22 protein-coding genes are annotated in these 23153 nt (G+C 53.2%); 16 read left to right on the top strand and 6 right to left on the bottom strand.

Annotated elements, in window-relative coordinates; translation table 11 throughout:
• Positions 1–4: 4 nt before the first annotated feature.
• The 6 genes from A0W33_RS08555 to A0W33_RS08580 all read left to right on the top strand — a co-directional run bounded on the left by A0W33_RS08555 (position 5) and on the right by A0W33_RS08580 (position 5659).
• Positions 5–979, top strand: coding sequence for a polyprenyl synthetase family protein (locus tag A0W33_RS08555; RefSeq protein WP_068837766.1), 975 nt, complete (start codon positions 5–7; stop codon positions 977–979).
• Between the two features lie 113 nt (positions 980–1092).
• Entirely contained in the window at positions 1093–1719 is a 627-nt protein-coding gene (locus A0W33_RS08560) for a rhomboid family intramembrane serine protease (protein WP_068837767.1), read from the top strand.
• A 106-nt stretch (positions 1720–1825) separates the two neighbouring features.
• The gene (locus A0W33_RS08565) at positions 1826–2287 is read left to right on the top strand and encodes a fasciclin domain-containing protein (RefSeq protein ID WP_068837768.1); all 462 of its coding nucleotides are present in this window, start codon (positions 1826–1828) and stop codon (positions 2285–2287) included.
• A 175-nt stretch (positions 2288–2462) separates the two neighbouring features.
• Positions 2463–2891, top strand: a complete 429-nt coding sequence (locus tag A0W33_RS08570; protein ID WP_068837769.1) for a hypothetical protein — start codon at positions 2463–2465, stop codon at positions 2889–2891.
• A 138-nt stretch (positions 2892–3029) separates the two neighbouring features.
• Positions 3030–4808: an SLC13 family permease gene (locus A0W33_RS08575; RefSeq protein WP_068840016.1), complete on the top strand. Its 1779-nt coding sequence runs from the start codon at positions 3030–3032 to the stop codon at positions 4806–4808.
• An 83-nt stretch (positions 4809–4891) separates the two neighbouring features.
• Positions 4892–5659 (top strand): DUF2490 domain-containing protein, encoded by a 768-nt coding sequence (locus A0W33_RS08580; RefSeq protein ID WP_068837770.1) that lies wholly within the window; start codon positions 4892–4894, stop codon positions 5657–5659.
• A gap of 18 nt (positions 5660–5677) precedes the next feature.
• Here A0W33_RS08580 and A0W33_RS08585 read toward each other — a convergent pair whose 3' ends face one another.
• Positions 5678–7534, bottom strand: coding sequence for an ABC transporter ATP-binding protein (locus A0W33_RS08585; protein WP_068837771.1), 1857 nt, complete (start codon positions 7532–7534; stop codon positions 5678–5680).
• 158 nt (positions 7535–7692) lie between these two features.
• On the opposite strand from A0W33_RS08585, the gene A0W33_RS08590 reads away from it, so the two are divergent.
• The 4 genes from A0W33_RS08590 to A0W33_RS08605 all read left to right on the top strand — a co-directional run bounded on the left by A0W33_RS08590 (position 7693) and on the right by A0W33_RS08605 (position 12271).
• The gene (locus A0W33_RS08590) at positions 7693–10332 is read left to right on the top strand and encodes a DUF3857 domain-containing protein (protein ID WP_068837772.1); all 2640 of its coding nucleotides are present in this window, start codon (positions 7693–7695) and stop codon (positions 10330–10332) included.
• An 86-nt stretch (positions 10333–10418) separates the two neighbouring features.
• Entirely contained in the window at positions 10419–11243 is an 825-nt protein-coding gene (locus A0W33_RS08595) for an energy transducer TonB (RefSeq protein WP_139237142.1), read from the top strand.
• 25 nt (positions 11244–11268) lie between these two features.
• Positions 11269–11787, top strand: a complete 519-nt coding sequence (locus tag A0W33_RS08600; protein WP_068837774.1) for a hypothetical protein — start codon at positions 11269–11271, stop codon at positions 11785–11787.
• Between the two features lie 25 nt (positions 11788–11812).
• A complete protein-coding gene (locus tag A0W33_RS08605; RefSeq protein WP_068837775.1) occupies positions 11813–12271 on the top strand; it encodes a hypothetical protein in 459 nt (152 codons plus the stop codon).
• Between the two features lie 647 nt (positions 12272–12918).
• Here the strand turns inward: A0W33_RS08605 and A0W33_RS08610 are convergent.
• The 3 genes from A0W33_RS08610 to A0W33_RS08620 form a co-directional block, all read right to left on the bottom strand.
• Positions 12919–13968 carry a glutathione synthetase gene (locus A0W33_RS08610; RefSeq protein WP_068837776.1) on the bottom strand — a complete coding sequence of 350 codons (1050 nt, stop codon included), beginning with the start codon at positions 13966–13968 and terminating at the stop codon, positions 12919–12921.
• A 40-nt stretch (positions 13969–14008) separates the two neighbouring features.
• Positions 14009–15856: a flavohemoglobin expression-modulating QEGLA motif protein gene (locus A0W33_RS08615; protein ID WP_068837777.1), complete on the bottom strand. Its 1848-nt coding sequence runs from the start codon at positions 15854–15856 to the stop codon at positions 14009–14011.
• Positions 15857–16042: 186 nt separating this feature from the next.
• Positions 16043–16849, bottom strand: coding sequence for an N-formylglutamate amidohydrolase (locus A0W33_RS08620; RefSeq protein ID WP_068837778.1), 807 nt, complete (start codon positions 16847–16849; stop codon positions 16043–16045).
• A gap of 121 nt (positions 16850–16970) precedes the next feature.
• Here A0W33_RS08620 and A0W33_RS08625 point away from each other — a divergent pair, with 121 nt between their 5' ends.
• The 6 genes from A0W33_RS08625 (at position 16971) to A0W33_RS08645 (ending at position 20825) form a co-directional block, all read left to right on the top strand.
• Complete coding sequence (locus A0W33_RS08625; RefSeq protein ID WP_172798102.1) at positions 16971–18521, top strand: rhomboid family intramembrane serine protease; 1551 nt, start codon at positions 16971–16973, stop codon at positions 18519–18521.
• Between the two features lie 146 nt (positions 18522–18667).
• Positions 18668–18841, top strand: coding sequence for a hypothetical protein (locus tag A0W33_RS20875; protein WP_157578016.1), 174 nt, complete (start codon positions 18668–18670; stop codon positions 18839–18841).
• A gap of 36 nt (positions 18842–18877) precedes the next feature.
• Entirely contained in the window at positions 18878–19078 is a 201-nt protein-coding gene (locus A0W33_RS08630) for a zinc-ribbon domain-containing protein (RefSeq protein ID WP_068837779.1), read from the top strand.
• 70 nt (positions 19079–19148) lie between these two features.
• Complete coding sequence (locus A0W33_RS08635; RefSeq protein ID WP_068837780.1) at positions 19149–19571, top strand: hypothetical protein; 423 nt, start codon at positions 19149–19151, stop codon at positions 19569–19571.
• 139 nt (positions 19572–19710) lie between these two features.
• A complete protein-coding gene (locus A0W33_RS08640) occupies positions 19711–20436 on the top strand; it encodes a head GIN domain-containing protein (RefSeq protein WP_068837781.1) in 726 nt (241 codons plus the stop codon).
• 122 nt (positions 20437–20558) lie between these two features.
• A complete protein-coding gene (locus A0W33_RS08645; protein WP_068837782.1) occupies positions 20559–20825 on the top strand; it encodes a hypothetical protein in 267 nt (88 codons plus the stop codon).
• A gap of 118 nt (positions 20826–20943) precedes the next feature.
• Here the strand turns inward: A0W33_RS08645 and bla are convergent, their stop codons facing one another.
• Entirely contained in the window at positions 20944–21645 is a 702-nt protein-coding gene (gene bla / locus A0W33_RS08650) for a subclass B1 metallo-beta-lactamase (RefSeq protein WP_068837783.1), read from the bottom strand.
• Positions 21646–21654: 9 nt separating this feature from the next.
• Positions 21655–23037 carry a M28 family metallopeptidase gene (locus tag A0W33_RS08655; RefSeq protein WP_071890026.1) on the bottom strand — a complete coding sequence of 461 codons (1383 nt, stop codon included), beginning with the start codon at positions 23035–23037 and terminating at the stop codon, positions 21655–21657.
• Between the last annotated feature and the right edge of the window lie 116 nt (positions 23038–23153).

The raw sequence follows: 23153 nt of genomic DNA on the forward strand, positions 1-23153 counted from the left end.
CCCAGTGGATAGCAGCATCCTTTCTGAAAAAATAAACCATACTTTATCCACGCTCCGCTACGGTGAAAACCCGGCAGAGCTTTATGAACCCATACGCTACATAATGGCCTTAGGCGGAAAACGCATAAGGCCATTATTAGTGCTTTTGGCAGCCGAAATGTACGATAAAGACGTGGAGAAGGCACTATTGCCTGCAGCGGCCGTAGAGGTTTTCCACAACTTCACGCTCATGCACGACGACATCATGGACAAGGCCCCACTGCGCCGCGGACAGCAGACCGTGCACGAAAAGTGGAATGCCAATACCGCCATACTTGGCGGTGATGTGATGCTGGTGCGCGCGTATCAGTTGCTGTTGGGTGTGGAAAGCGACAAGCTGCAAAAGGTGTTGCAGCTGTTCAGCCAGACCGCCGCCGAAGTATGCGAGGGCCAGCAACTGGACATGAACTTCGAGCAACGGGAGCAGGTAAGCCGGGAGGAATATATTCAGATGATCACGCTGAAGACGGCGGTGCTGCTGGGCTTCAGCCTGGAGCTTGGTGCCATACTGCAGGGCGCGCCCGAAGCCGACGCGGAGCACCTGAAAGCTTTCGGCGATAACATCGGCATTGCCTTTCAGCTGCGCGACGATCTGCTGGATGTGTACGGCGACCAGAGCAAGTTCGGTAAGCAGGTGGGCGGTGATATTCTGTCTGATAAAAAGACGTTTCTGATGCTGACAGCGCTGGAGCAGGCAAACGAACAGCAACTGCACATCATCCACAACTGGCGCAACCAGCAGGACGATTGCATCGCCGCAGACAAAGTGCAAGCCATCACCGGTATTTACGACCAGCTGAGCATCCGCCAGCAAACCGAGCAGCAGATAGACTTGTACTTCCAGAAAGCCATGCAGCATTTCGACGCCGTTCAGTTACCGGAGGCCCGTAAACGCACGATTCGCGGCCTGGCGCTGCAACTGATGGAGCGGGATAGTTAGGTTGGTTTGATATGTGGAGATTTGAAAATGAGCAAATATTCACACAGTCACTCATCCACTCATTCAAAATTCTCTGTTCAATTATTCAGAATTCAGTTATTCAAAATTAAAGCATGAGCGTTACCATCATCCTTATTATCATTACCGTCGGGATTTCCTGGTATGCCTGGCAAAACGCCGGCATCATGCACAAGTGGATCTTTCATCCCTTTTCTGTGCAGCGTGACAATTCCTGGTACCGCTTCATCACCTCCGGCTTTCTGCATGCGGATTTTACGCATCTGCTCTTTAACATGCTTACCCTGTACTTCTTCGGTGATGCCGTGGAAAGGACGTTTATGATGCTTTTCGGGCCAACAACAGGCATATTGCTGTACCTGCTGGTTTACATCGGGGGCATTGTGGTCGCCGACATTCCCACGTACATCAAGCACCGTAACGATCCGGCCTACAGGGCATTGGGGGCTTCGGGAGGCGTGTCTTCCGTGGTGTTCTCCAGTATCCTCTTCTACCCGACAAGCGACATCTGCCTGTATTTCCTGCTGTGCCTTCCGGGGTTTTTGCTTGGTGTGCTCTACATTATCTATTCTTATTACCAGGATAAACGCATGGGCGACAACATAAACCACAGTGCGCACCTGGTGGGTGCCATCTATGGTTTTGTGCTAAGCCTGCTGCTGGTGCCGCAGGCCCTTCCGAATTTCTTTCAGCAGATTGCCAGCTGGGATGGGCTTTTCTAGGAACGCAATGCTGTAATTGTACTTTTAGTGAGGGGTAAGTATAACCATTGAATGGCTGTATTACCTTAGGCAACGTATAAAAGAGAGAGTTAACCTCTTTTATACTATGAAGACGCACCATAAATATACCTATATAAAGTATATAGTAATTGTACTGATTGCAGTTTGTACCCAACACGTACAGGCACAGCAACCCACATCGCTGCTGCAGCACGTGATACAGGAGCGGCCCCTGCTGGCTGATTTGCTCACAAAAGCCGGCCTGGCCCCCATGCTATCGGCCGATGCGCCCGTTACGCTCCTGGCACCCCCCGAGGCGGAGCTGGAAAGTATAATGCAGGAGCAACCGGAGCGCCTAAGAGCCATTCTATCCAACCACATTCTTTCCGGCACTTACAAAGAGGGCGATATGAAAGACGGTGCTACCCTTAAAACGGTTGGCGGCACCGGTATTACCATCTGCCGCAAAACAGACCATACTCTGGTAAATGGCGTGCGCATTCAGCAGCCGGACCAGCAGCTCAAGAACGGCATGCTGCACGGTATCAGTGGGCTTATCCAGATGTAATCCTGTTGCTTGTGTTAAATAAGTACAATTCTATATATAGCTGAATGATGGTTCAAAAATCTACTTAGAGCCCTAGTGAAAAGGCGTTTTCCCAGTATTTTTCGGTAAACTTAGTACTTATACTTGCTAAAAGACTAGTTTATATACGTGTAAGTACGTAAGTATAAGTTGATACATGTACACAACTAACGAAAATACCGCACAAGAAAAATCCAAATCATTGGTAGCCCATAACCAATGCTATGAATTGTTGTACGACCATAATTCCAATAGAATTTACCTGACCATCAAAGGTTTCTGGAAAAATAAATCTGTTGCATCCACTTATTTGTCTGATCTTAAAAAAGCGATACAGCTTACAAAGCCAGGTTTTACCCTGCTGCTCGACCTGCACACCATGATCACGCACCCGCCGCTGGTGCTGTCCCTGCATGTGGAGGCGCAAAAGCTGCTGGTAGCAGCTGGCTTAAAGCTGGCCGCCAGCGTGGACCCAGCAGATCATATCGCCTCCCTACAGATAGAAGACATGGCTAATCAGAGCCAGATGCCCATCAAGCGCTTCTCCTCTCTTGTGGAGGCAGAAATATGGATTAATAGTCAATAAGCTGTAACTTACACATTAGCAGTAAAGTATAACGCCGAGTACACTGCCTATATAGTATACCCGTTATGCATGCCGTAGCCAAACCATGCTTCCGGAAGTATGGAAGGCGCCGTTGCTCCATCAGTTACACCCATGCTTATGACTGTCGAGATTGTTACCGTGTTAGGGATAATTGTGCTGGCAGTGGTACTGTTTGTATCCGAGCGCCTTTCTATTGACACGGTAGCCATCCTGATTATGCTGCTCTTTATGATTACCGGCATCCTGACGCCCATGGAGGGGCTGGCAGGCTTCAGTAACCCTGCCACCATCACAGTGGCATCGATGTTTATTATCAGTTCCGCTATTTTTAAGTCCGGGGCACTCAGCAGCGTCGGCATCGCACTCACCCGCATCGGCCGGAAGAACTACCTGATGTGCCTGCTCGCCCTCATGCTCATCTCAGGCCTTCTATCTGCCTTCATCAACGATACCGCTGTGGTGGCGCTGCTGATGCCTGTGGTGATACAGGTTAGCCGCGACATTAAAGTAAGTCCCTCCAAGCTGCTTATTCCGCTTAGCTTCGGTGCGCTGCTGGGAGGGGTCTGTACGCTGATCGGCACATCAACTAACATACTGGTTAGCGGTATTGCCCAGGCGCAGGGGGAGGAGCCCATTGGTATGTTCGAGTTGGCGCCAGCCGGCATCTGCTTTCTGCTGGTGGGGGTGGCGTACATGTTCTTTATTGGCCGCCATTTGCTCCCTAACCGTAAGCTTTCCGAAAACCTGTCAGAGGATTTTAACCTGGGCGATTACCTGACCGAAATCATCCTGCTCCCTGATTCCCCCTCAGTGGGGGTGCCGCTGCAGAAGTCGGAGTTGGTGCGCGACCTGGACATTGAAGTGATGCAGGTAACGCGCGAAAAGGAGCGGTTGCAGGTTTTCCCAAACCTGATACTTCGGGCAAACGATATTCTGAAAGTGCGCATCGGTGTGGAGAAGCTGAAGAGCCTGAAGCAGGCAAAGGGGCTGAAGCTGAAGTCAGAGCGCAAGTTTCGCGACGAGGACATGAGCATGAGCGACAGCAAGCTGTACGAGGCCATCGTAACCCCAAACTCTTACATGGAGGGCAAATCGTTGAAAGAGCTTGATTTCCGCTCGTACAACCACGGGGCCTCAGTGTTGGCTATCCGCCATCGCGATGAGATTGTGCACCAGAAGCCGACGCACGTAAAGCTATCAGCTGGTGATGTGTTGCTGATCGGGGCGAACAGCTTTCAGTCGGAGAAGCTGCGGCAAAACGAAGACCTGCTTATCATTTCCCAAACCGAGCGCAGCCACTTTAACTATGGCAAGATCATTCCTGTGCTGCTCATCAGTGCGGGCGTTATCATAGCGGCTGCCACAGGCATGGTTCCAATTGTGCTAAGTGCCCTGGTGGGGGTGATTTTACTCATTATCCTGCGCTGCATCCGCGTAGACGAAGTATACAAGGCCATCGACTGGAAGGTGATTTTCATGCTGGCCGGGGTGCTGTCTATGGGGGCAGCCTTGGAGAAAACAGGCGCTGCCAAGCTGCTGGCCGACTACCTGATTTATGGGGTGGGCGCGTACGGGCCGCATGCGCTGCTGTCAGTGTTCTTCCTGATCACGTTTTCAACAACGAACTTCATGTCGAACAACGCCACGGCGGCCCTGCTGGCTCCCATCGCCATTGTTACAGCCGAACAGCTTGGCGTAAGCGTGCGGCCTTTTCTGCTGGCGGTCGCCTATGCTGCCTCGCTTAGCTTTATGACGCCCATGGGCTACCAAACCAACACCATGATCTACGGCCCCGGCAACTACCGTTTTTCAGATTACCTGAAGGTGGGTACGCCCCTCAACATCCTGCTCTGGATTGTGGCGTCTATCATCATTCCGTTCTTTTTCCCGTTTTAGAGTTTTACGTTCCACGTGGATAATATTGGACTGCGCCACAGCAGGCTTCTTTCTTGATGCACGACAGTAGTACCTTTACAGACATGAAGGCTAAAATCATACTTGTATCACTTAGCTTGCTGTTACATGCTCCACTGCTCTGGGCGCAGAATGTTGGTAAAGAGGTGACGCGCCAGCAATTGGTGTGGTACGGATACAATAGTACGCTGGAGCTGAGCGAGCAATGGGCAGTAAATCTGGAGGTTGAGGAAAGGCGGTTCTTTAACCCGGATGAGCAGCATCAGTTCCTGACGCGAGGGCAGGTGCGGTTTAGCTTGGGGAAGGGATGGGAGGCTGCTGCTGGTTTCGCTTATTTCCTGCAAAGCCCGCACGACCCTCGCGCAACGGTGAACCTGGTGGTGCCAGAGCTAAGGCCTCACCTGCAACTGGATTACAAACAGCCTATCAACAAATTAAGAATAGCGCACCGGTACCGCGCCGAGCGCAGGTTTTTCAGAAACACTGCGGATGGTGAACTGGCAGGGGGTTACTCCGCCAACTACCGCTTCAGGTATCGCCTGAGTTTAGAGTATCTTTTGGTAAAAATCGGGCAGCAGCCTTTAAAAGGAAAGCTGAACGACGAAATAATGTTCAATGCAGGCGAGAACATCACCAACAACAGGTTTGACCAGAACAGGATTTATGTGGGCCTGAACTACCCTGTGCATAAGAACGTGAGCGTGGAGGCTGGTTACCTGAAATGGTTTCAGCAGAGGGCGTCAGGGCAGCAGTTTTATGACAGAGATATCATCCGCTTAATAATCAGCCACAAAATCGACGTTAGAAGCAAAAAGGCTGATGTAGCGGAATGAACCGCGCTATACTTTAAATTACAAATACCCCTTCGCCTGCAGCTGAAACAGTTCGGCATACTTGCCGTTTTTCGCCAGCAGCTCTTCATGCGAGCCAAGTTCTTTTAGCTGTCCCTGCTCCAGGAACAGGATTCGATCGGCCATGCGCACCGTGGAGAAGCGGTGGGAGATCAGAACAGCCGTGCGGCCCTCTATCAATTCCGAGAAGCGCTGGAATACTTCATGCTCGGCGCGGGCATCCAGGGCAGAAGTAGGCTCGTCAAGTATAAGCAATTGTGCGTCGCGCATGTAGGCGCGGGCCAAAGCTACTTTCTGCCACTCCCCACCCGATAACTCCACACCGTTGTTAAAGCGCTTGCCCAGCACCTGCTCATACTTGTCGGGGAGGCGCTGAATCACGAGGTCGGCCAAGCTTTTCTGGGCAGAACCCTCGATGCGCTCTTTGTCCCGGATATTGCTGATCTGGCCGATGGCAATGTTGTCGGAAGCCGTCATCTGGAAGCGCACGTAGTCCTGGAAAATGATGCCCACTTGGTGACGCAGATCATTTAAATCATACTCACGCAGGTCTTTCCCATCGAGTAAAATGCGCCCTTCGTTAGGCTCGTACAGCCGCGCCAGCAGCTTCACCAGCGTGGTTTTGCCGGCGCCGTTCTCGCCCACCAGCGCCAGCTTTTCCCCGGCTCTCAGATGGAAAGATAGGTGCCGCACCGCCCACCTTTCTGAGTTATGGTACTTGAAGCCAACATTCTCAAACGTGAAACCCTCCTGAATGGGCCGGGGCAAAGGCAGCGGGTTTTTAGGTGGCGTGATCTGCGGTTGCAGGGCCAGGAAATCAAACAAATCCTGCAAGTATAAAGCGCTCTCGGCAATCTGCGAAAAGCGCGTCATGATGCCCTGCAGCAGGCCACGCATGCTGCTGAATGAGCCGGCCAGAAACGTAAGGCTACCCACCGTAATGATGCCTGCCACTGTCTGCGTCAAGATAAAAACATAGGCCCCGTAATAGGCCAACGTGCCAAGGGCGGAGAGCGCGCTGCCCCAGAAAGCGCGCTTCATGGTAATGCTTTTGTTGAGCAGGTAGTATTTATCAGACAGCTCCTTAAAGCGGCTCGACAAAAAGCCGGACAGGTTAAAGGTCTTAATTTCCTTGGCTGTTTCGTCGGAGGCGCCGATGTAGCGCAGGTAGTCCAGTTCGCGGCGCTCGGGCGTCCAGGAGCGGGAGAGGGAGTAGCTGCGCTCGTTAAAGTGCGTTTCGCCCAGGAAAGACGGAATTACAGCGATCAAAAGTATAAGTATAAGCCAGGGGTTGAACGCGATCAGACCGGCCGCCAGAAAGGCGATGGTTACGATATCCTGCCCCTGCGAGAGCACCTGCGACATGAGCACCACCCGCGACACTGTTTGCCGCCGCGCCCGCTCCAGCTTGTCGTAGAAAGTGGCATCCTCGAACTGGGCCAGGTCCAGCTTGGCAGCGTGCTCAATCAGCGCCACAGAGGTCTGGTTCGAAAACAGGTCGCCCAGCAGGCTGTCCACCAGTGTAATGCCGCGGTTGATGATGTCCGAAAGTATGGCGAGGCCTAGTTCCAGTGCCACCAGTGTCCACAGGTAGGTTAGGCTTTGCTCACCCGCCACATCAATCAGCCGGATCACCTCATCTATGATCAGCTTGCCGATGTACAGCACCGAGATGGGAAGGGCAGCCTTCACCAGGCGCAGCAGCAGGTTGATGACGGTCAGGGTGGGGCTGGTTTTCCAGATAAGCCGGAAAAACCGGGGCAGGTTCTTCAGTGCGCCCACTTGTTCGCGCAGACTTTTCTTCTCCTCACCGGCCGGGCTTGCCTTGTCTCTTGTTCCTTTCTTCGCTTTACTCATACGTTGGCTGGGCCTGATACTTTTTTAACCCATCTAGCTATACAGCCGGCTGTGGGTTTTGTTTATATGTTGGGTTGGATTAACCTTAAAATAGAAATTTGAATATCGGATAACATAAATTATACTATATTTAAAATGAAATTTTACCTGTTGGATTTATGACGCATTTCTACACGCCAAACAAACTTAAAATGCTTGCGCTTACCTTTTTGCTGCTGCTGTTACTGGGGCAGCAGGCGAGTTTTGCAGCACCCAAAAACGTATCAGTAAAACCAGAGCCCACCTGGATCAAAAAGCTGCCGGCACGGACGCAAACCAGCATCAACCCCAACAACGTGAACGGGGGCTTCCATTACCTGCTGCTGAACACGCAGTTTGAGGTGGCCAGGCAGGAAGTATACTACCACAACGTGTACAAGTTCACCACCGAGGAAGGCGTGCAGAGCTACTCAGAGCTACGGCTGAACTTCGACCCGAACCACGAGCAGCTGCAGTTGCACAAGGTGCTGGTGTGGCGCAACGGCAAAGCCATCGACAAGCTGAACCTGAGCAAGGTAAAGGTACTGCAGCGGGAGCAGGGCATGGACCGGGGCATTTACGACGAAAGCCTGACGGCGGTGCTGGTGCTGGAGGATGTGCGTGTGGGGGATATACTGGAATACGCCTGCACCATAAAAGGCGGCAACCCGGTGTTCGGGGGCAAGTTCTTTAACGCTTTTAACCTGCAGGGCTACGACCCCATGGATGAGATGCTCGTGCACATTGTGGCGCCGCAGCACCGTAAAATAAACTACAAGCTCCACCTGACAAAGAAAAAACCAAGTATAACCACGGCGGATGGTAACACAACCTATACCTGGCATCTGAAGGATTTGCCTGCCACCGTGGTGGATGATGAGACGCCCTCCTGGTATGATCCTTACCCAGGCGTTTACGTGTCTGAGTTTAAGAGCTGGCAGGAAGTAGTGGCGTGGGCGCTGCCGCTGTACGAGGGCTACGGCAAGCCGGGAAAGGCGCTTCAGGCAAAGATAGACAGCATTAAATGTACCTACGGCAGCGATGAGAAGCGCCTGGAGGAGGCCCTGCGTTTTGTGCAGGACGAAGTGCGTTACCTGGGCTATGAGGCAGGCATCGGCGGGTTCAAGCCTCGGGCACCTTCCGAAGTATACGCCAGCCGCTTCGGCGACTGCAAAGACAAAGCCCTGCTGCTGTGCACCATGCTGCGGCAGATGGGCATCACAGCTTACCCGGCCCTGGTGAACTCCACCTACCAGAAGCAGATCGAAAACCAGCTTCCCTCGCCGTATGCCTTCAACCACTGCATTGTGCAGGTGCAGCTGCTAGGCGGCCAAACCTACTGGTACGATGCCACCATCAGCAAGCAGCGCGGCGATTTTAAGAACATCTACCTGCCTAACTATGGCAAGGCGCTCGTGCTGGCGCCCACCACCAAAGCACTTGCCACGGTTACGTCGCCTGCCGCTGATTTTCCGCATGTAAGCGCGCAGGAGATCTACCACATCAAGGCCATAGACAAACCGGTTATGCTGGAGGTGCGCACCGAGTACAGCGGCTCGGAGGCCGACTACCAACGCAGCAACTTTGCCACCACCAGCCTGCAGGACATCGAGAAAAGCTACCTGAACTTCTACGCCAACCAGTATCCTGACATTGAGAAAGCGGCAGATATTGCGTTTGAAGACTGGGAGGCGAATAACACCTTTACGGTAATAGAGAAGTATACCATCGATAATTTCTGGGCGGCGCAGGCCGATAATGCCGAGGTAGTGGAGGCGTGGTTTACGCCGCAGGTGCTCCAAGGCTACATCCGTCAGCCAAAAACAAGCAAACGCACCATGCCGCTGGCGCTCTCTTACCCGCTGCACGTGGAGCAGAAAATTACGGTGCTGCTGCCGGAGGCGTGGCCTATTGCGAACGAGCAGAAAGCCATAGAAGACGATGCCTTCTTCTTCCAGAAAACGGTGAGTTACGGCACCACAGGAACCGAGCTGACGCTGCACTACACGTACCAGTCGCACCAGGACTTTGTGGAGGCAGCGGGCACGGCGAAATACCTAAGCAACCAGAAAGAACTGCTGAACGAGCTAAGCTACGGCCTAACGTACAACCAAACGCTTGCCTCCTCCGGCACCGACAGCCAGTTTAGCTGGGGCGTATTGCTGCTGGCGGTGCTGCTGCTGGCAGGCTTCTCCTTCGGCGCTTACAGGCTGTACTTCTGGGACCCAAGCCCCGTACCGGGCTATTCCCTGCTCGACAAACAAAGTATAGGCGGCTGGCTCATTCTCCCGATGATCGGTTTGGCTTTAACGCCTTTGCGTATCGTGGTGAGCCTTTTCACAGATGATTTTTTCAACAAAGCTGTATGGACTGCCCTGCTCGATGCTTCCTCGGGAGCCTACTCGCCGGCCATGGCGGGAGTGCTAGGAATGGAACTGGTGGTGAACATTGCATTTATCGTGCTTAGTGCGCTGCTGTTTATACTTGCCGTGAAGCAGCGCACCAGCGTGCCGAAGCTGATGGTGGCCTACTATGCTTTCAACCTTGTTTTTATACTTCTGGACGTCGCGCTGGTGAGCCTGCTGAACGTGCCGCTGGGCAACTCCGGAGAGACAGCCGGAGAAGTGGCAAGGGCCGTTATCGGAGCAGCCATCTGGATTCCATACTTCACACTTTCCACAAGAGTAAAAGCTACTTTTGTAGTGCAGCTGCAGCCAGTCTTACCGGAGGAGGAATACATTCCCGCCCCATCCGGCGAAGAGGAACAGGTGCATGCGTAATAAGCTATGGCAGTACATGAGGATGAAAGCCTCTTGAACAAAGTATAAAATCATAAAAAGTACATTTCAAGTTAATTGTAAGGAAAGTGAAGAAAGTAGTATTAGGGCTGATGATCGCGTTGGGAGTTGGTGTCTTAGGAACGGCAGAAGCGCAGCAGCAGGTGAGGTATTTTAGCAGGAGTGGCGTAAAACAGGTTACAGCGGAAGAAGCTTACTTTTTTGAGGTGACCAAAGAGGATGCCTCCGGCGGAGGCACCAAAACGCGCTACCAAGTGCAGGACAGCACTAAAGTAAGCCAGCACACATACAGCGATTTGGATGGAGGCAAGTATAAATCTGGCATCCTGGATGGCCCGCGCTATGAGTGGTACCCTAACGGCAACCTAAAGGAAGAAGGCTTATACAGCAACAACAAGCTCAATGGCACCTACAAAGCCTGGTACGAAAGCGGAGAATTGCGCTACAGCAAAAAGTATAAAGACAATCAGCCACACGACTCTCTTACCGCCTATTATAAAGCCGGTAATGTGCGTCGGGTGGAAGTATACGAGGGCGGAAAAATGACCTCCGGCAAAGTATATGATGAAGCAGGCAAGGAAGTGAAATACATCCCGATGGAGCAGATTCCATTGTTTCCGGGCGGAGAGCATGCCATGCTTCGGTGGCTCGGCAGTAACATCAAGTATCCAAAGAGCATGCGCAAAGCCCGTTTAGCTGGTTTAGTGGTAATAGCATTTACGGTGGATGAAGAAGGTAACCTGAGCAATATAGAGCTGCTGAAAGGAATACATCCGGATGGAGACGCCGAGGCATTACGCGTAATTAAAAGCATGCCGACCTGGAACCCCGGCCTGCTGGAGGGGGAGCCTGTGACGGTTCGTTATACCCTCCCAATCAGGTACTCTATTTAGGACTAAACTGAAGCACTTACAAACCATGAAAAAGCTTTTTCTCATTCTGCTGCTCGCTACAAGTGTACTTTATACTTCCAAAGCCCAGCAAACAGCTGCACCGCAGGCCGACGTGGCGAGTATAGAAGCCATCACAGCGGCGGGCTTAAAAATTATCTCCGGCCCTAAGGGGCAGCAGCGCGATATGGAGGCGTTTAAGGCGCTGTTTCTGCCGAACGCGCAGATGGGCGGCGTGTTCTACAAAGGCGACAGCAGTTTTGTGCGCCTGACGACGGTGGAGAACTTCGCTGACCGCAATGGCCCTGCGTACGCCGAAATGGGTTTTTACGAGAACCAGTTGGCCCTGCGCATCGAGCGGTTCGGCAAACTGGCCACCGCCTTCCAGACCTACGAGACCCGTATGGGCAGCCCCACAGGCAAAGTGGAGGACAGAGGCGTAAACACCTACCAACTGGTGTACGACCAGGGCCGCTGGTGGATCGCCAGCCTGCTCTTCACCCCGGAAACCGCTACCCAGCCCATCCCGAAGAAATATCTTAAATAGCCGTTTTTAAGTATGATACCTGTATATGACTCGGTATCTGCTTTATTTCCTGACAGGTGTTGCCACGGCAACGGTTATTTTGTTCTTCAGAGGGTATGTGCACGTGCCTCAGAACGTGTATTCTGATGCGGCACTGCTGGCAGGGATGGTGCTTTTCGGGTTGGCCTCCTGGGTTACACTCTTCCGGATAAAGCTCGGGGCGGTGGTGGCGCTGCTCTGTTCGCTGGCCCTGGTGCCGTGGTTGATACGCATTGGGCTGCGCGTTTGGGCGGCAGGTTCAGAGGCGCCACAGGTGGTGCAGTTCATACACATCGGCATGTCGGTACTTGCTCTCTTCTCACTCATCGTCAGTGCCCGCTATACCTTTAGCCGGGGCTCCTGGCGCTCGGGCACTGCGGCGCCCGCCACTGTTGTAAAACTCTTTCTGATGATTATTCCGCTGGCTGTTGTGGCCGGTTGGCTGCTGGTGATGGATGATGTGTAGCTCCCAGCCCCCTCAATTTCTTTTCTCATAGCTTTGTTTATGTCCGAGACAGCGGAAGGAGGGGCGGATTGTAAAAAGCTTCTTTATTTCCGGTGCGACTATAAATGAGAAAAGCCACGCCATTTAATGACGGGGCTTTCTCTCACCTTAAAACAAACTAAACTAATCTAAACTTTATCTAACCTTATCTTTAGTAGACTATACTTCCTTATTCGGGGCAAAACACTATTTCTAACGTAGGTTCTGCAGGGGGCAAAAGGGTACTTTAACAAACTTCTTCTCCAAATTCTTGAATGTTAACTTTGTGTTAACTATATTAGCCTTCCGATACTCTGTTCCCCTTAAATCGGGTGCAAAAGTACCTTTATAATTTCAATTGCAAAAGAAAAATCAAGAAAGATTTTTCACCTTTCCCTCGTGTCATTTAGTTGCAACCGCAACCCTCTGATTAACAGAAAATTACAACAACGCTTCTTCGGATTTTTTTAACAAGAAATTCTGCCTTTCTTTACGCTTGCCCTCTATTTTAGCGTTGGAACATCAGTAACACAGGGTGCCTTACCTGACAGAAGGCGGCAAACCTGTCGAAAAAAAGAAAAGGCAGGGGAGAATCCCTGCCTTCAAGTATAGTTCAGCCTGTGTTGGCGCTAAATCATGGCCACTGTTTTGTTGTTGATCTGGGTGCTGTAGGTATTTTTATAATGCACCTTTCGCTCGAGTGCGGCAATAATCGGTACCGAGAAATCCACACCCTCCATCTCGAAGGCATCGTGCAAACCGCCCGGGCTAAACACGTTTATCTCCATCAGCTTATTTCCCACAATATCCAGGCCCACCAGGAACATACCGTCCTGAATCAGCTTTGGCCGCACCAGCTCCACCAGGTCCAGCATCGTTTGGGTAACGGTGGCCTGCTGGGTAGAGCCGCCAGCGTGCAGGTTGCTGCGGATATCGTCTTTTCCGGTTACCCGATGAATGGCGCAGTACTTGCCCTCATGCTGCAAAGCCTCCCCGTTCATCACAATAAGGCGCACGTCACCGCCGGTCGCCTCGGGCAGGTACTCCTGCGCAATCACGTAGCCGTCGCGGCTGATGGCCTCCACGATCTGGTTCAGGTTAGTGGTGTCGTCCTTCTTCACCATAAACACGCCCGAGCCTCCTGAGCCTTGCAGCGGCTTCAGGATGATGTTGTTCTCCTGCTCCCTGAAAAACGCCTTTATCTCCTCCTTATCGCGGGTGATGAGCGTACGCGGGCGCACCGCTTCCGGAAAGTGCTGGAAGTACATCTTATTTACCGCATCAGAGAGCTTAGTCGGGTCGTTGAGTACGATCACGCCGTGGCGCAAGGCCAGCTGGCCGAAGATGATGCCCGCGTTCTGTGCCCAGCCGCGTCCTTCCCCCTCCGACGAAGGATCGTTGCGGAGCATGAGCACGTCCAGGTCCGGTGCGGTAACGCGCACTTTCGTTGCCTTGTCGCCCTGGATAGCCTCGAGGTACGTAACCAGGGTTTTATACTTCTTCTTCGGGTCGGCCTGCACGGCAGTGGCGCCCATAAAGCCATCGGGGTAATAGGCCAGGTCGCCGACGCCCATCAGGTACACGGTGTGCCCTTGGTTGTGCATGCGCTGTGCCAGGAAAATGGTGGAATAAGTGGGTTTTTCGGTGTTGGTATCGTTTACTACAAATCCTATGGTCATGGGGTGCTTTGTTCTTTAGGTGGATGTTTTGGGTGGAAGATCACAGTAAATTAAATACTGATATGCCGGCTTTTAGTTGTTCCAGCTTGGGTTTGATACCCTCGTTGAGGAGATAGCGCGGCTTGATGGGCACCGGGCGCAGCACGTTACGGTATATCAGCTCCTGCACAAGCGGGAGGTAATCCTGCCGTATTTTGCCGATGAGCAGCGGTTCCAGCTCGTGGCCCTGTTTCAGGTACTCAAGCAGGTGCACGAGGCCGCGCAGGTACACAGCGTCTTTGGTGAGGCCGCCACCACGGTGCACGCGCATGGTAATGTCCCAGGCTGTTTCATCGCTGAAGTTGTAGGTGTCCTTCAGCCGCCAGAAGTTTTCGGTAAAGCTGCTGCCCTTCGTGAGGTGGTACACAGCCACAACGCGCGCTGCCAGCATGCGCATGCGGTCCTGGTCGAGGCCACCTACCAGCCACTCGCTTAGCACCGCCAGCCCCTCCTGCAGCTCCTCGTAGCCGGGGCTGCCCATGTACAGCTGCCGGAGCGGCTGCGCCTTGCCGTTGTAGTAGGTGAGGATATGCGTACCCACCTCGTGCTGGATCAGGGCCTCTGCCCGATGGCGGGGTATTTTGGCGTCGGTTCCCACATTCAGCCTTCCCTCCGACACGATCAGGCCCACAATGTCCTCCCGCACGTCCACACCGGAATCAAGGCCAGGGTACTGCTCCCGCAGAAAAGAAATTTCCTGTTCGGCCAGTGCGGCGAACTCTTTTACAGGCATCAGCGCCGCGTCTTTCTCCCGCATGGGCTCAGGAATGGCGGCCAGTATACCTTCTGCAATCTTCAGCAGGGGCTCGTGCACGGTGCCGTACAGCTGCATGCTGCTGTACAAAAAATCGGGGGTGTTGCGGTCGGCCAGCATCGTCAGCATCTTGTCCAGCTCGTGGCGCTTGTCGCGGAACAGGTAACCCAGCGTGGGGTCGTCCACTTTCTCGATGGCGATGTTGTAGAGCTTGCGCTTCAGCTGGTCGGCATCCACAGGCAGCAGGCGGTAATGGAAAGTCGGTTGTTCTTTATACTTTGATTTTTGGAAAGCCGCCCAGGCCTCCTGGTTGTTCACGGGCGTTACCAGCAGCAGGAACTGAAACTGGTCGCTGATGCTGGTGAGCTGCTTGTCGATGCGCCACACCACGCGGTTCACCGACTGCCGGCCCAGCGCCTGGAAGTGCACGGGGTGGTGCGTTGTCTGCACCGATACAAAGTCGAACACGGTTTTCTTGATGGCGTTGGCTACTTTCTCGCGCATGTTCCGCAGCAGCTGGGGGTATATCCTGCCGGTGGCTTTGTTTTTATAGATAGGTCTGAGTTGCAGCCCGAGCAGCAGCACGCTGTGTCGTTTTAGCTCCTCCTCGGTTAGCAGGCTGTGCGGCTCCTGCAGCAGTAGTTGGTTGGTGTCGGTGGCTACGGACGTGCGGGTTTCGGGCAGCTTTATACGTTGCAGCTCCTCCACAATGGTTTTGGTGGTGGTAGGCAACTGCTTTTCCGGGCCCAGCACCTTAAACAGCGGCGCGTCTGTGGCATCGGCAGGCGCAGCCATCAACTCCATAATCATAAACGCGCCAAAATGGTCGGATAGGGTCTTGGCTATACTTTGCACCAGGGGCCGTAGCTCTTCGGTGCGCTCCTGGTGCGAGATGATATAGGAGGCGTTGGCTTTCAGGAAGTCGGCGGTGGCGTGGTCGGGTTGGCCGGTGGGATGGCGGAAGATCACCAGGAAGGGCAGGGGTCTGTCGATGTACACCAGCCCTCCCTGCGGCAGCCGCCGGTGCACCTGCTTGCCGCGCTTCAGGCTGCCGGTTATCTTTTTGATAAAACTGTCGGTGATGTGGTCGATCATGCGCTGTGGGTGTGGTGCTGCGGATTTCTAATGAAGGACCCGCTTACGGCTGCAGGCAATCCGCTGTAAAACGAACTGGCAAAAAACTTAGGATGGCGAAGTATGGCCGGCACTTGCAGCCGATTTGTTACTTAAGCCCTTTTCTTTTGTCATACTTAGTCTTTTGTCAAGGTATGACAATGGCTACTAGGAAGCACATACCTGAGTAAGCGCCTGCAGCACGGGCCGCTTGGTTTGTTCCAACGCCTGCTTTATCTCCTGCACCTGCTCCCAGTCGGGCGTGCCGGTCCACTCATCCATAAAGAACTTTTTAAACTCGATGCTCATTACACATACGCGGTCGCCGAAGGTATCGTGTATCCAGCGCATGAAGTGCCCGCCCTTGAACTTAACGTTTTCGCGCACATCCAGCTGGCGGCCCTGGTAGTTGTAGCTGCCCAGGCTTTGCATGAAGGCCGTTACCACCGGTGCCCACTTCTCACGATCCATATTGCCGGTGCCGATATTCACCTCCGGGTTCTGCTCCGGGTCAGCGGCCGGCCCATTGGCGCCTTCGCGGCGGTGGTTGTATGTATGAAGGTCGTAGATCACGATGCAGTCGTGCTCCTCCAGGAGTTTAGAAAGCATCTGTTTCACATCCTTGTAAAACCGCTCATAGCGCACCATCGATTCCTGCGCCTGCTCCTCCGGCAGTTCTTCCTTCCATACGTGCAGGCCCCAGGCATCTTCGGGCTTGCGGTAGATGGCTTTCTCCGGCGGGCGGTTCAGGTCCATCTCAAAGCGCGAATAGTTGCCTACAATGTAATTATCTGTTATCCCCACCCACTCGGCGGTAAACGGGTCCTCTTCCCGCAGGCGCTCATCCGAAGTGAGGTTAAACAGTGCCTGCAGGTTCGGGCGCACCTCGTGTCCGTTGTGAATGGCGGTGGCCACCAAGGGACTGTCTCCCCGTTGCAGGGTGTAATAAACGGTGCCTATTTTTGTATCAGTCATAGTACATGTAATGTGTCCAATTGTACCCTTTCCGGTGGCTGAAGGTTATCTTTTGCGGCTCAGGCGCAGTAGTTTTGCGCGTACTGCTTTATTCCTATATTTACATAAATATTATATTCAGATGGAGAACAACTACGCCGTACAGGCCGAGGCAATGAGCACAGCCGAATTACAGGCCGTTGTACAGGAGCATGGCGCCTATGCGCGCGAGGCTGTTTGGGCCGCTATGGCAGAACTGGAGAAGCGGGGAGAGGAGATACCTGTTAAGGAGGGCTTTGAGCAGCCACAGCCGGAAACGTGGGGCCAGAAGGGGCGAAACTTTCTGCAGCTGTTCGTGCCGCAGCAAGACTACTTCGTTACACCCATCCTGCTCAATCTAAACCTGCTGGTGTTTCTTATAGGTACTGCTCTTGGCTTGCATGTGCTTGATCCGGATGCCGGGCGCCTGGTGGAACTGGGTGCGAACTTTGGACCATACACCTTAACAGGAGAGCCTTGGCGCCTGCTGACAAGCACGTTTCTGCACGGCGGCATCCTGCACTTGCTGCTAAACATGATGGCGCTGGTAAACATAGGAGCTCAGCTGGAAATGCTGGTGGGGCGGGTGCAGTTTATGTTGGCTTACCTCCTCTGTGGCCTTGCCGGCAGTGTGGCTAGTCTTTGGTGGGTGAGCCCGGAAATAACAGTGGCTGTAGGGGCTTCGGGCGCTATATTCGGTCTGTTCGGAATGCTACTGATGCTGCTGCTGCTGGAGCGCGAGCTTGACTGGAAAAACAAGCGTGCCATGCTTGCGAACATGGCGGTGGTGATTGGTATTAACCTGGCCTACGGCATGCGCGATGGTATAGACAATGCCGCGCACGTTGGTGGCCTGGTGGCAGGCATGGTGTATGGCGCACTATTGTTATTGCGCTCGGGCCGCTACATCACCCAGAACTATGGTGCTGTGGGCAATGCAATAACAATGGTGGCAGGTATGCTTGTGCTTTTTGTGTGGTTTTACATGATTCCCTTTACCGGCACGGTACGCTTTGTATACACGCTGGAGCAGATAGGCAAACACGAGGAGAAGGCGATGGAAGCTATGTTTCTGATGGAGAAGGCAGGTGAAAACGCGAAGGCGGATGAAATGGTGCCGATTCTGGAACATGGTATTGTGCTGTGGGAGGAAAGCGAGACCCTGCTGGAGCAAATAGAGGATGCACCGGAAGGTGAGGAGGCCCGCGTTGCCACGCTGCTGGACTACGTGCGCCTGCGCAAGATGTCTTACCAGATGCTGCGCGACGACCTGCAGGAAGGCCGCCCGCTGTTGCACCAGAAGCAGCAGCAGATGCTGGGTGCCATCAACCAATACGTGGCGCAGCTGCAGAAAGGTGATTTCTCGGAGGTAGCCACTCGGAGCGGTTTGGAAGAACTTCCGCCGGAACTGAATATGAAGGGCAGCAACGGGGCACCACTAGACGCAGCAGTCCTGGATGCGATTGAAGCGCCTCTTTTTGTGCTGGATGGCGTGGAACTCGGAACTGCTCCTAAATTGGAGCCAATGCAGGAGGTTACAGACTTGTCGCCTGAAATGATACAGGAAATTACTGTACTGCAGGGAGCGGAAGCAGTGGCAATTTATGGCGCGAAGGCAGCGGGAGGAGTTATTCTGATTACCACCAAAAAATAGGTTCGGCCTGCAGGCATGCAACAGGCAGTGCGGTTCAGGGTGCTTTTAATATGTCTAAACATTTGTTGTATATAAGAATAACAATTTTGTAACTTGGTTAGAGCTAAAGCAGTATAGCTATCCTATAATATTAAGAACGGTAGCCTATGTCTAAACTCTACAAACCAACAGCAATTGCCTTAGGAGTACTTGTGCTGGCTGTGCTAATGCATTGCCTTCGGGAGCAGGCTATATGCCACCCGGTGCAACTGCTGGCTCCCGTACTGCTTTTTGCCATAGGCATTGTGCTAAGCAAACTTCTAAAGCCGGTGCTGGAGTAAACTGCTGTTGCGCCATAGCCTCCCATTCTTATCGCCATGGCTGATTCGGAAATCCCCAAAACTAAAATTTGCCCTAATTGCGGTGCTGAAGTGCCGCTTAGAGAAAAGCAGTGCCCAGTGTGTGGCCAGCTGCTTGCCACCAGCAACTTTAAGTGGCTGAAGGATCTGGGCCCCCTCGAGATCTTCCTGCTCATACTGGGCAGCATCATGCTGGCCATCGGCTTTGTGGCACTGTAGTGGCGTAGAAGGCAAGCCTGTCATCCAGATAAAGATTTCCGAAGCACCTCCACTTGTTGCGCAACCACACATGACCGATACAACTGCCGCACCTACCGTAACCTTGCGCAAGGCTTTACTTTACAAGATGAGAACGCTGTGCCAGCCCCTGTTCCTACTCTGTTTTATACTTGCATTGGCAAACCAGTTGCTGGAGCTGGCAGGCGTCTACATCTGGCCGCTGCACACGCACCTCGACGATCTGCTGGTGCTTCCGCTTACCTTAACAATTGCATTGGCTGCCGAGCGGCTATACTTTGACACGCCATACTTCACCTTGCCCTTGGGCTATACGTTGCTGGCCCTGCTGCTTTTCTGTGTTGTGTTTGAGGGCGTGCTGCCCCTGCTGCACACCATGTATACCGCCGATTACTGGGACATATTGGCGTATGCGGCGGGAGCGTTGTTTTTCCATACAAGTATAAACAAGCCGCTGGAGCAGAAACAGGCATAGTATTGGCTGCTATCCAAACCTGTGGGACCGAAAAATTTGGAGAACGAAGCAACCTTTCGGAACAGGCTGCATCTTTAGACTTGAAAAGCAGCCGGAAGGGCTACTGAAATAAGTCATCACTAACCAGAACCATACTACTATGAGAAGCACAAAATTACAATCTGCCGCTTTTGCCATATTCGCCCTGGCACTGTTGGTGCTGAACGCACCTGCCGCCCTGGCACAGGATCTGAGAGGCAATGGCAACATCACCACCCAAAACAGAAGCGTGTCGGGCATCCGGGGCATTGACGTGAGCGGTGGCTTTACGGTAGAACTCACACAGGGCAGCAACGAAGGCGTACGGCTGGAGGCTGAGGAGAATCTGATCGACAACATCAAAACCGAGGTGCGTAACGGTGTGCTCCACATCTACAACGACAAGAGCATTTCCTCCAGCAAAGGCATGAAGGCCTACGTAACGCTCAAAGCGCTGGAGAGCATCGACATCAGTGGCGGCGTGAAAATTATCGGCAACTCCACTTTTAAGTCTGATGCGCTGAAAATGGACATGAGTGGCGGCTCCAACGTAAAACTCACCGTGGACACCAGGCAGGTAAAGGCCGACATGAGCGGCGCGAGCAAAGTTGAGTTGCTGGGAAAAGCCGATGTGCTGCTGATGGACATGTCCGGCGCCTCGAAAGTGGATGCATCGGAGCTGCAGGCCAGCGAGGTGAAGGTGCAGGCCAGCGGTGCTAGCCACGTGAAAGTGTTTGCCAGTAAAACGCTGGACATTAATGCATCCGGTGCATCGGCGGTATACTACAAAGGCAGCCCAAGCATCACCTCTGATGTATCGGCCGCGGCCCGTATCTCGAAACTGTAGGCGAGCCTATTCCATACTTGAAAAGCAGCTCCGCCGGGAGCTGCTTTTTTGCTGCCTCATCTTTTGGCCACCCCAGCCCGTATAGGTAAACTCCAGAAAACAAACTTGAAAAAAGTAAAACTATGGCTGAATCTAGAAAATCAACAAATCACGACGAGATCAAAAAGTGGGCAGAAGACCACGGCGGCGTTCCCAGCATCATCAAGGGCACCGAGAACGACGGTGGGGGCGAAGGCCTGCTGCGCATCCACTTCCCGGAGAAGAGCAACGACAACGACACCTTTGAGGAAGTAAGCTGGGATGAGTTCTTCAAAGAATTTGAAAGCAGCAAACTGGCCCTGCTCCACGATCCGAACGGCGTCTTCAATAAGCTGGTGAGCAGGGACTAAATTTCCAGAAGAGCCTCAGTACATTGTCTTTCAAAGACAGCGTCTGCTTACTATAAACAAAGAGGCCAGCATCTTACGGATGCTGGCCTCTTTGTTTATGTGATGTATACTTCGGTAACTACTGCTGCTGCTCCAGGAGCCTTAGGGTGTTGGCGAAAGCTTCCTGTCCGCTCCAGGGGCCGTGGCCGGGAACCACCGTCTTTACCTTTTTAAACCGCTGCTGCACATTTCGGATAGCAGAGGGCCAATAGCTTACATCTGCGTCGGCGGTGTTACCCAGGCTTTTGGCGGCGGCATCCTTTACAAGGCATCCGCCAAACAAAACACGCTGCTGAGGCAGGTAAACCACAATATTATCAGCGGTATGCCCTGCGCCGGGATAGAACGCCACCAGCTTTTGGTTGCCTACAGTTAACGCTTTGTCCATCGGTAAAGTAGGGTCTAGCTTTATGCCCTTGCTTGCAGCCAACGTGGCCGTTTGAGATGAGCCAAACACCGGAATGCCTTTCTGCTGTAGCAAAGCTGCGCTACCTAGGCGGTCGTCGTGGGCGTGGGTAACGATGCACATTTTCACAGGCTGTTTCAGGTTCTCTTCAATCCACGCCAGCAACTCCTCTGTCTGTTCATCGCCCCAGGCGGCATCTACCAGCACAATACCTTCAGTGGTAGCTACGATCAAACCGTTAGACGGGACCTGGGTACCCTGATAGGTGTTGTAAGAGGTATGCACCCAAACCTTCGGCGCAATCTTGTGTACCTCTAGCTGGGCAAAAGCCTGGCCGCAGAATAGCAGCAACAGCGGCAAAAGCAGCTTTTTCATCAGCTCATACTAACGTACCGGAACAGGCAGTACCGGCAGGCTCGCGTGTCCCTCCTTGTCTGCCGACTGCACGGCAAAGAAGTAATTGTCCTTGGAGTAGGGCAGCGTTACTTTGGTGTCGGTTACGTAGAAGCGCTTCTCCCAGGTTGGCGCACTCGTTTCGCGCATCAGAACGTAGTATCCGGCTGGCTTGGCGCCTTTGGCCGGAGTTTGCCACTGCAGGGTGGTTGTGTTGGTAAGCTCTGAGGTAAGTACGCCCACCTTATCAGGGGCAGCCGGGGCCCAGCCTAAGCTTGCCATACTTGCCAGATTAACGGCGGTGTTCTTGCGCAGGTACTCAAAGTCCATGAACTCGGGCAGGTCGCCGTACTGTGTGCCGTTCTCCTTGCGCACGTCCTGGTGCTGGTGGTCAAAGTCCTCGTTCATCTCGCTCATGCGCACGGCAGAGTAGCCTTGTCTGTTAAAAGGCGTGTGGTCGCCGCCACGCAGGAAACGGTCTGCACGATACTCCAGCACCACGTCTATCTGGTCTACATACTTCTCGCCAACCTGCTCCATGTAGCGGGCAAGGTTGCGGCTCGGGCTGTCGTTGTCAGAACCCAGTGTTCGGCGCAGGCGTGCCTGCTCCTCTGTTTCGTTAGCCGGTGTACCCTCGCTGAAAATGCGGACCCGGGTATTGTCGTGCATCTTTAATTCATCAGAATAGGAGTTGCCCACGATGTCGTTGTTTTGCATCGCAACCAGGTTCCAGCCTTCTTTCTTGGCGCGCTCGGCCAGGTGCGTGGAGCCGTACAGCCCTTGTTCCTCTCCCTGGAAAGCCACAAATATCAAGGTACCCGGAAACTTGTAAGGCGCCATAATGCGGGCCATTTCCATTACCATGGCCACGCCAGAGGCATCGTCGTTGGCGCCCGGAGACTTGCTTTTGGCGTCCATCACGTCGGTTGCCCTGGAGTCGAGGTGGCCGCCCACAATAATTACGCGGTCGTCGCTGGGGTCAGTTCCTTTCAGGATAGCCATTACGTTGGCCATCTCAGTGTCCTTTGGCACGCGGCGGCCGTCGGCCGGCACCACAAAGCGGTCCATCTCCACGGTCATGCGGCCCCCGGAGGTTTTGGCATACTTCTCAAACTCCGACTTCACCCACTCGCGGGCAGCGCCGATGCCTTCTTTCTTGCTGGTGGTGGTGCTTAGGGTGTGGCGCGTGCCGAAGCTCACCATCTTGCGCACAAGTTCCTCGAGGTTCTTGGTCGAGATCTCGTTGATCATTTTCTTGATGTCGTCGTCCTGGCGAACCGCCTCCTGGGCTATACTTTCAGTTGGGGTGATAAGCGGAGAACCTGCCAGCAGCAGCAGCGCCAGCATTGTTTTAAGGTTAGATTTTATAGTCATGTGTAGGTTTAGGTGTGTGTTTAATAGCTAAAGATAAGGAAGAAATCTCTTAAATGGGAATTCCCGGCATAGTAAGGCGGTTTCAGGGGGAGATGGAAACCTTCGTTTTTAATTGT

It is taken from the genome of Pontibacter akesuensis, assembly GCF_001611675.1.
In the GTDB taxonomy this organism is placed as follows: domain Bacteria; phylum Bacteroidota; class Bacteroidia; order Cytophagales; family Hymenobacteraceae; genus Pontibacter; species Pontibacter akesuensis.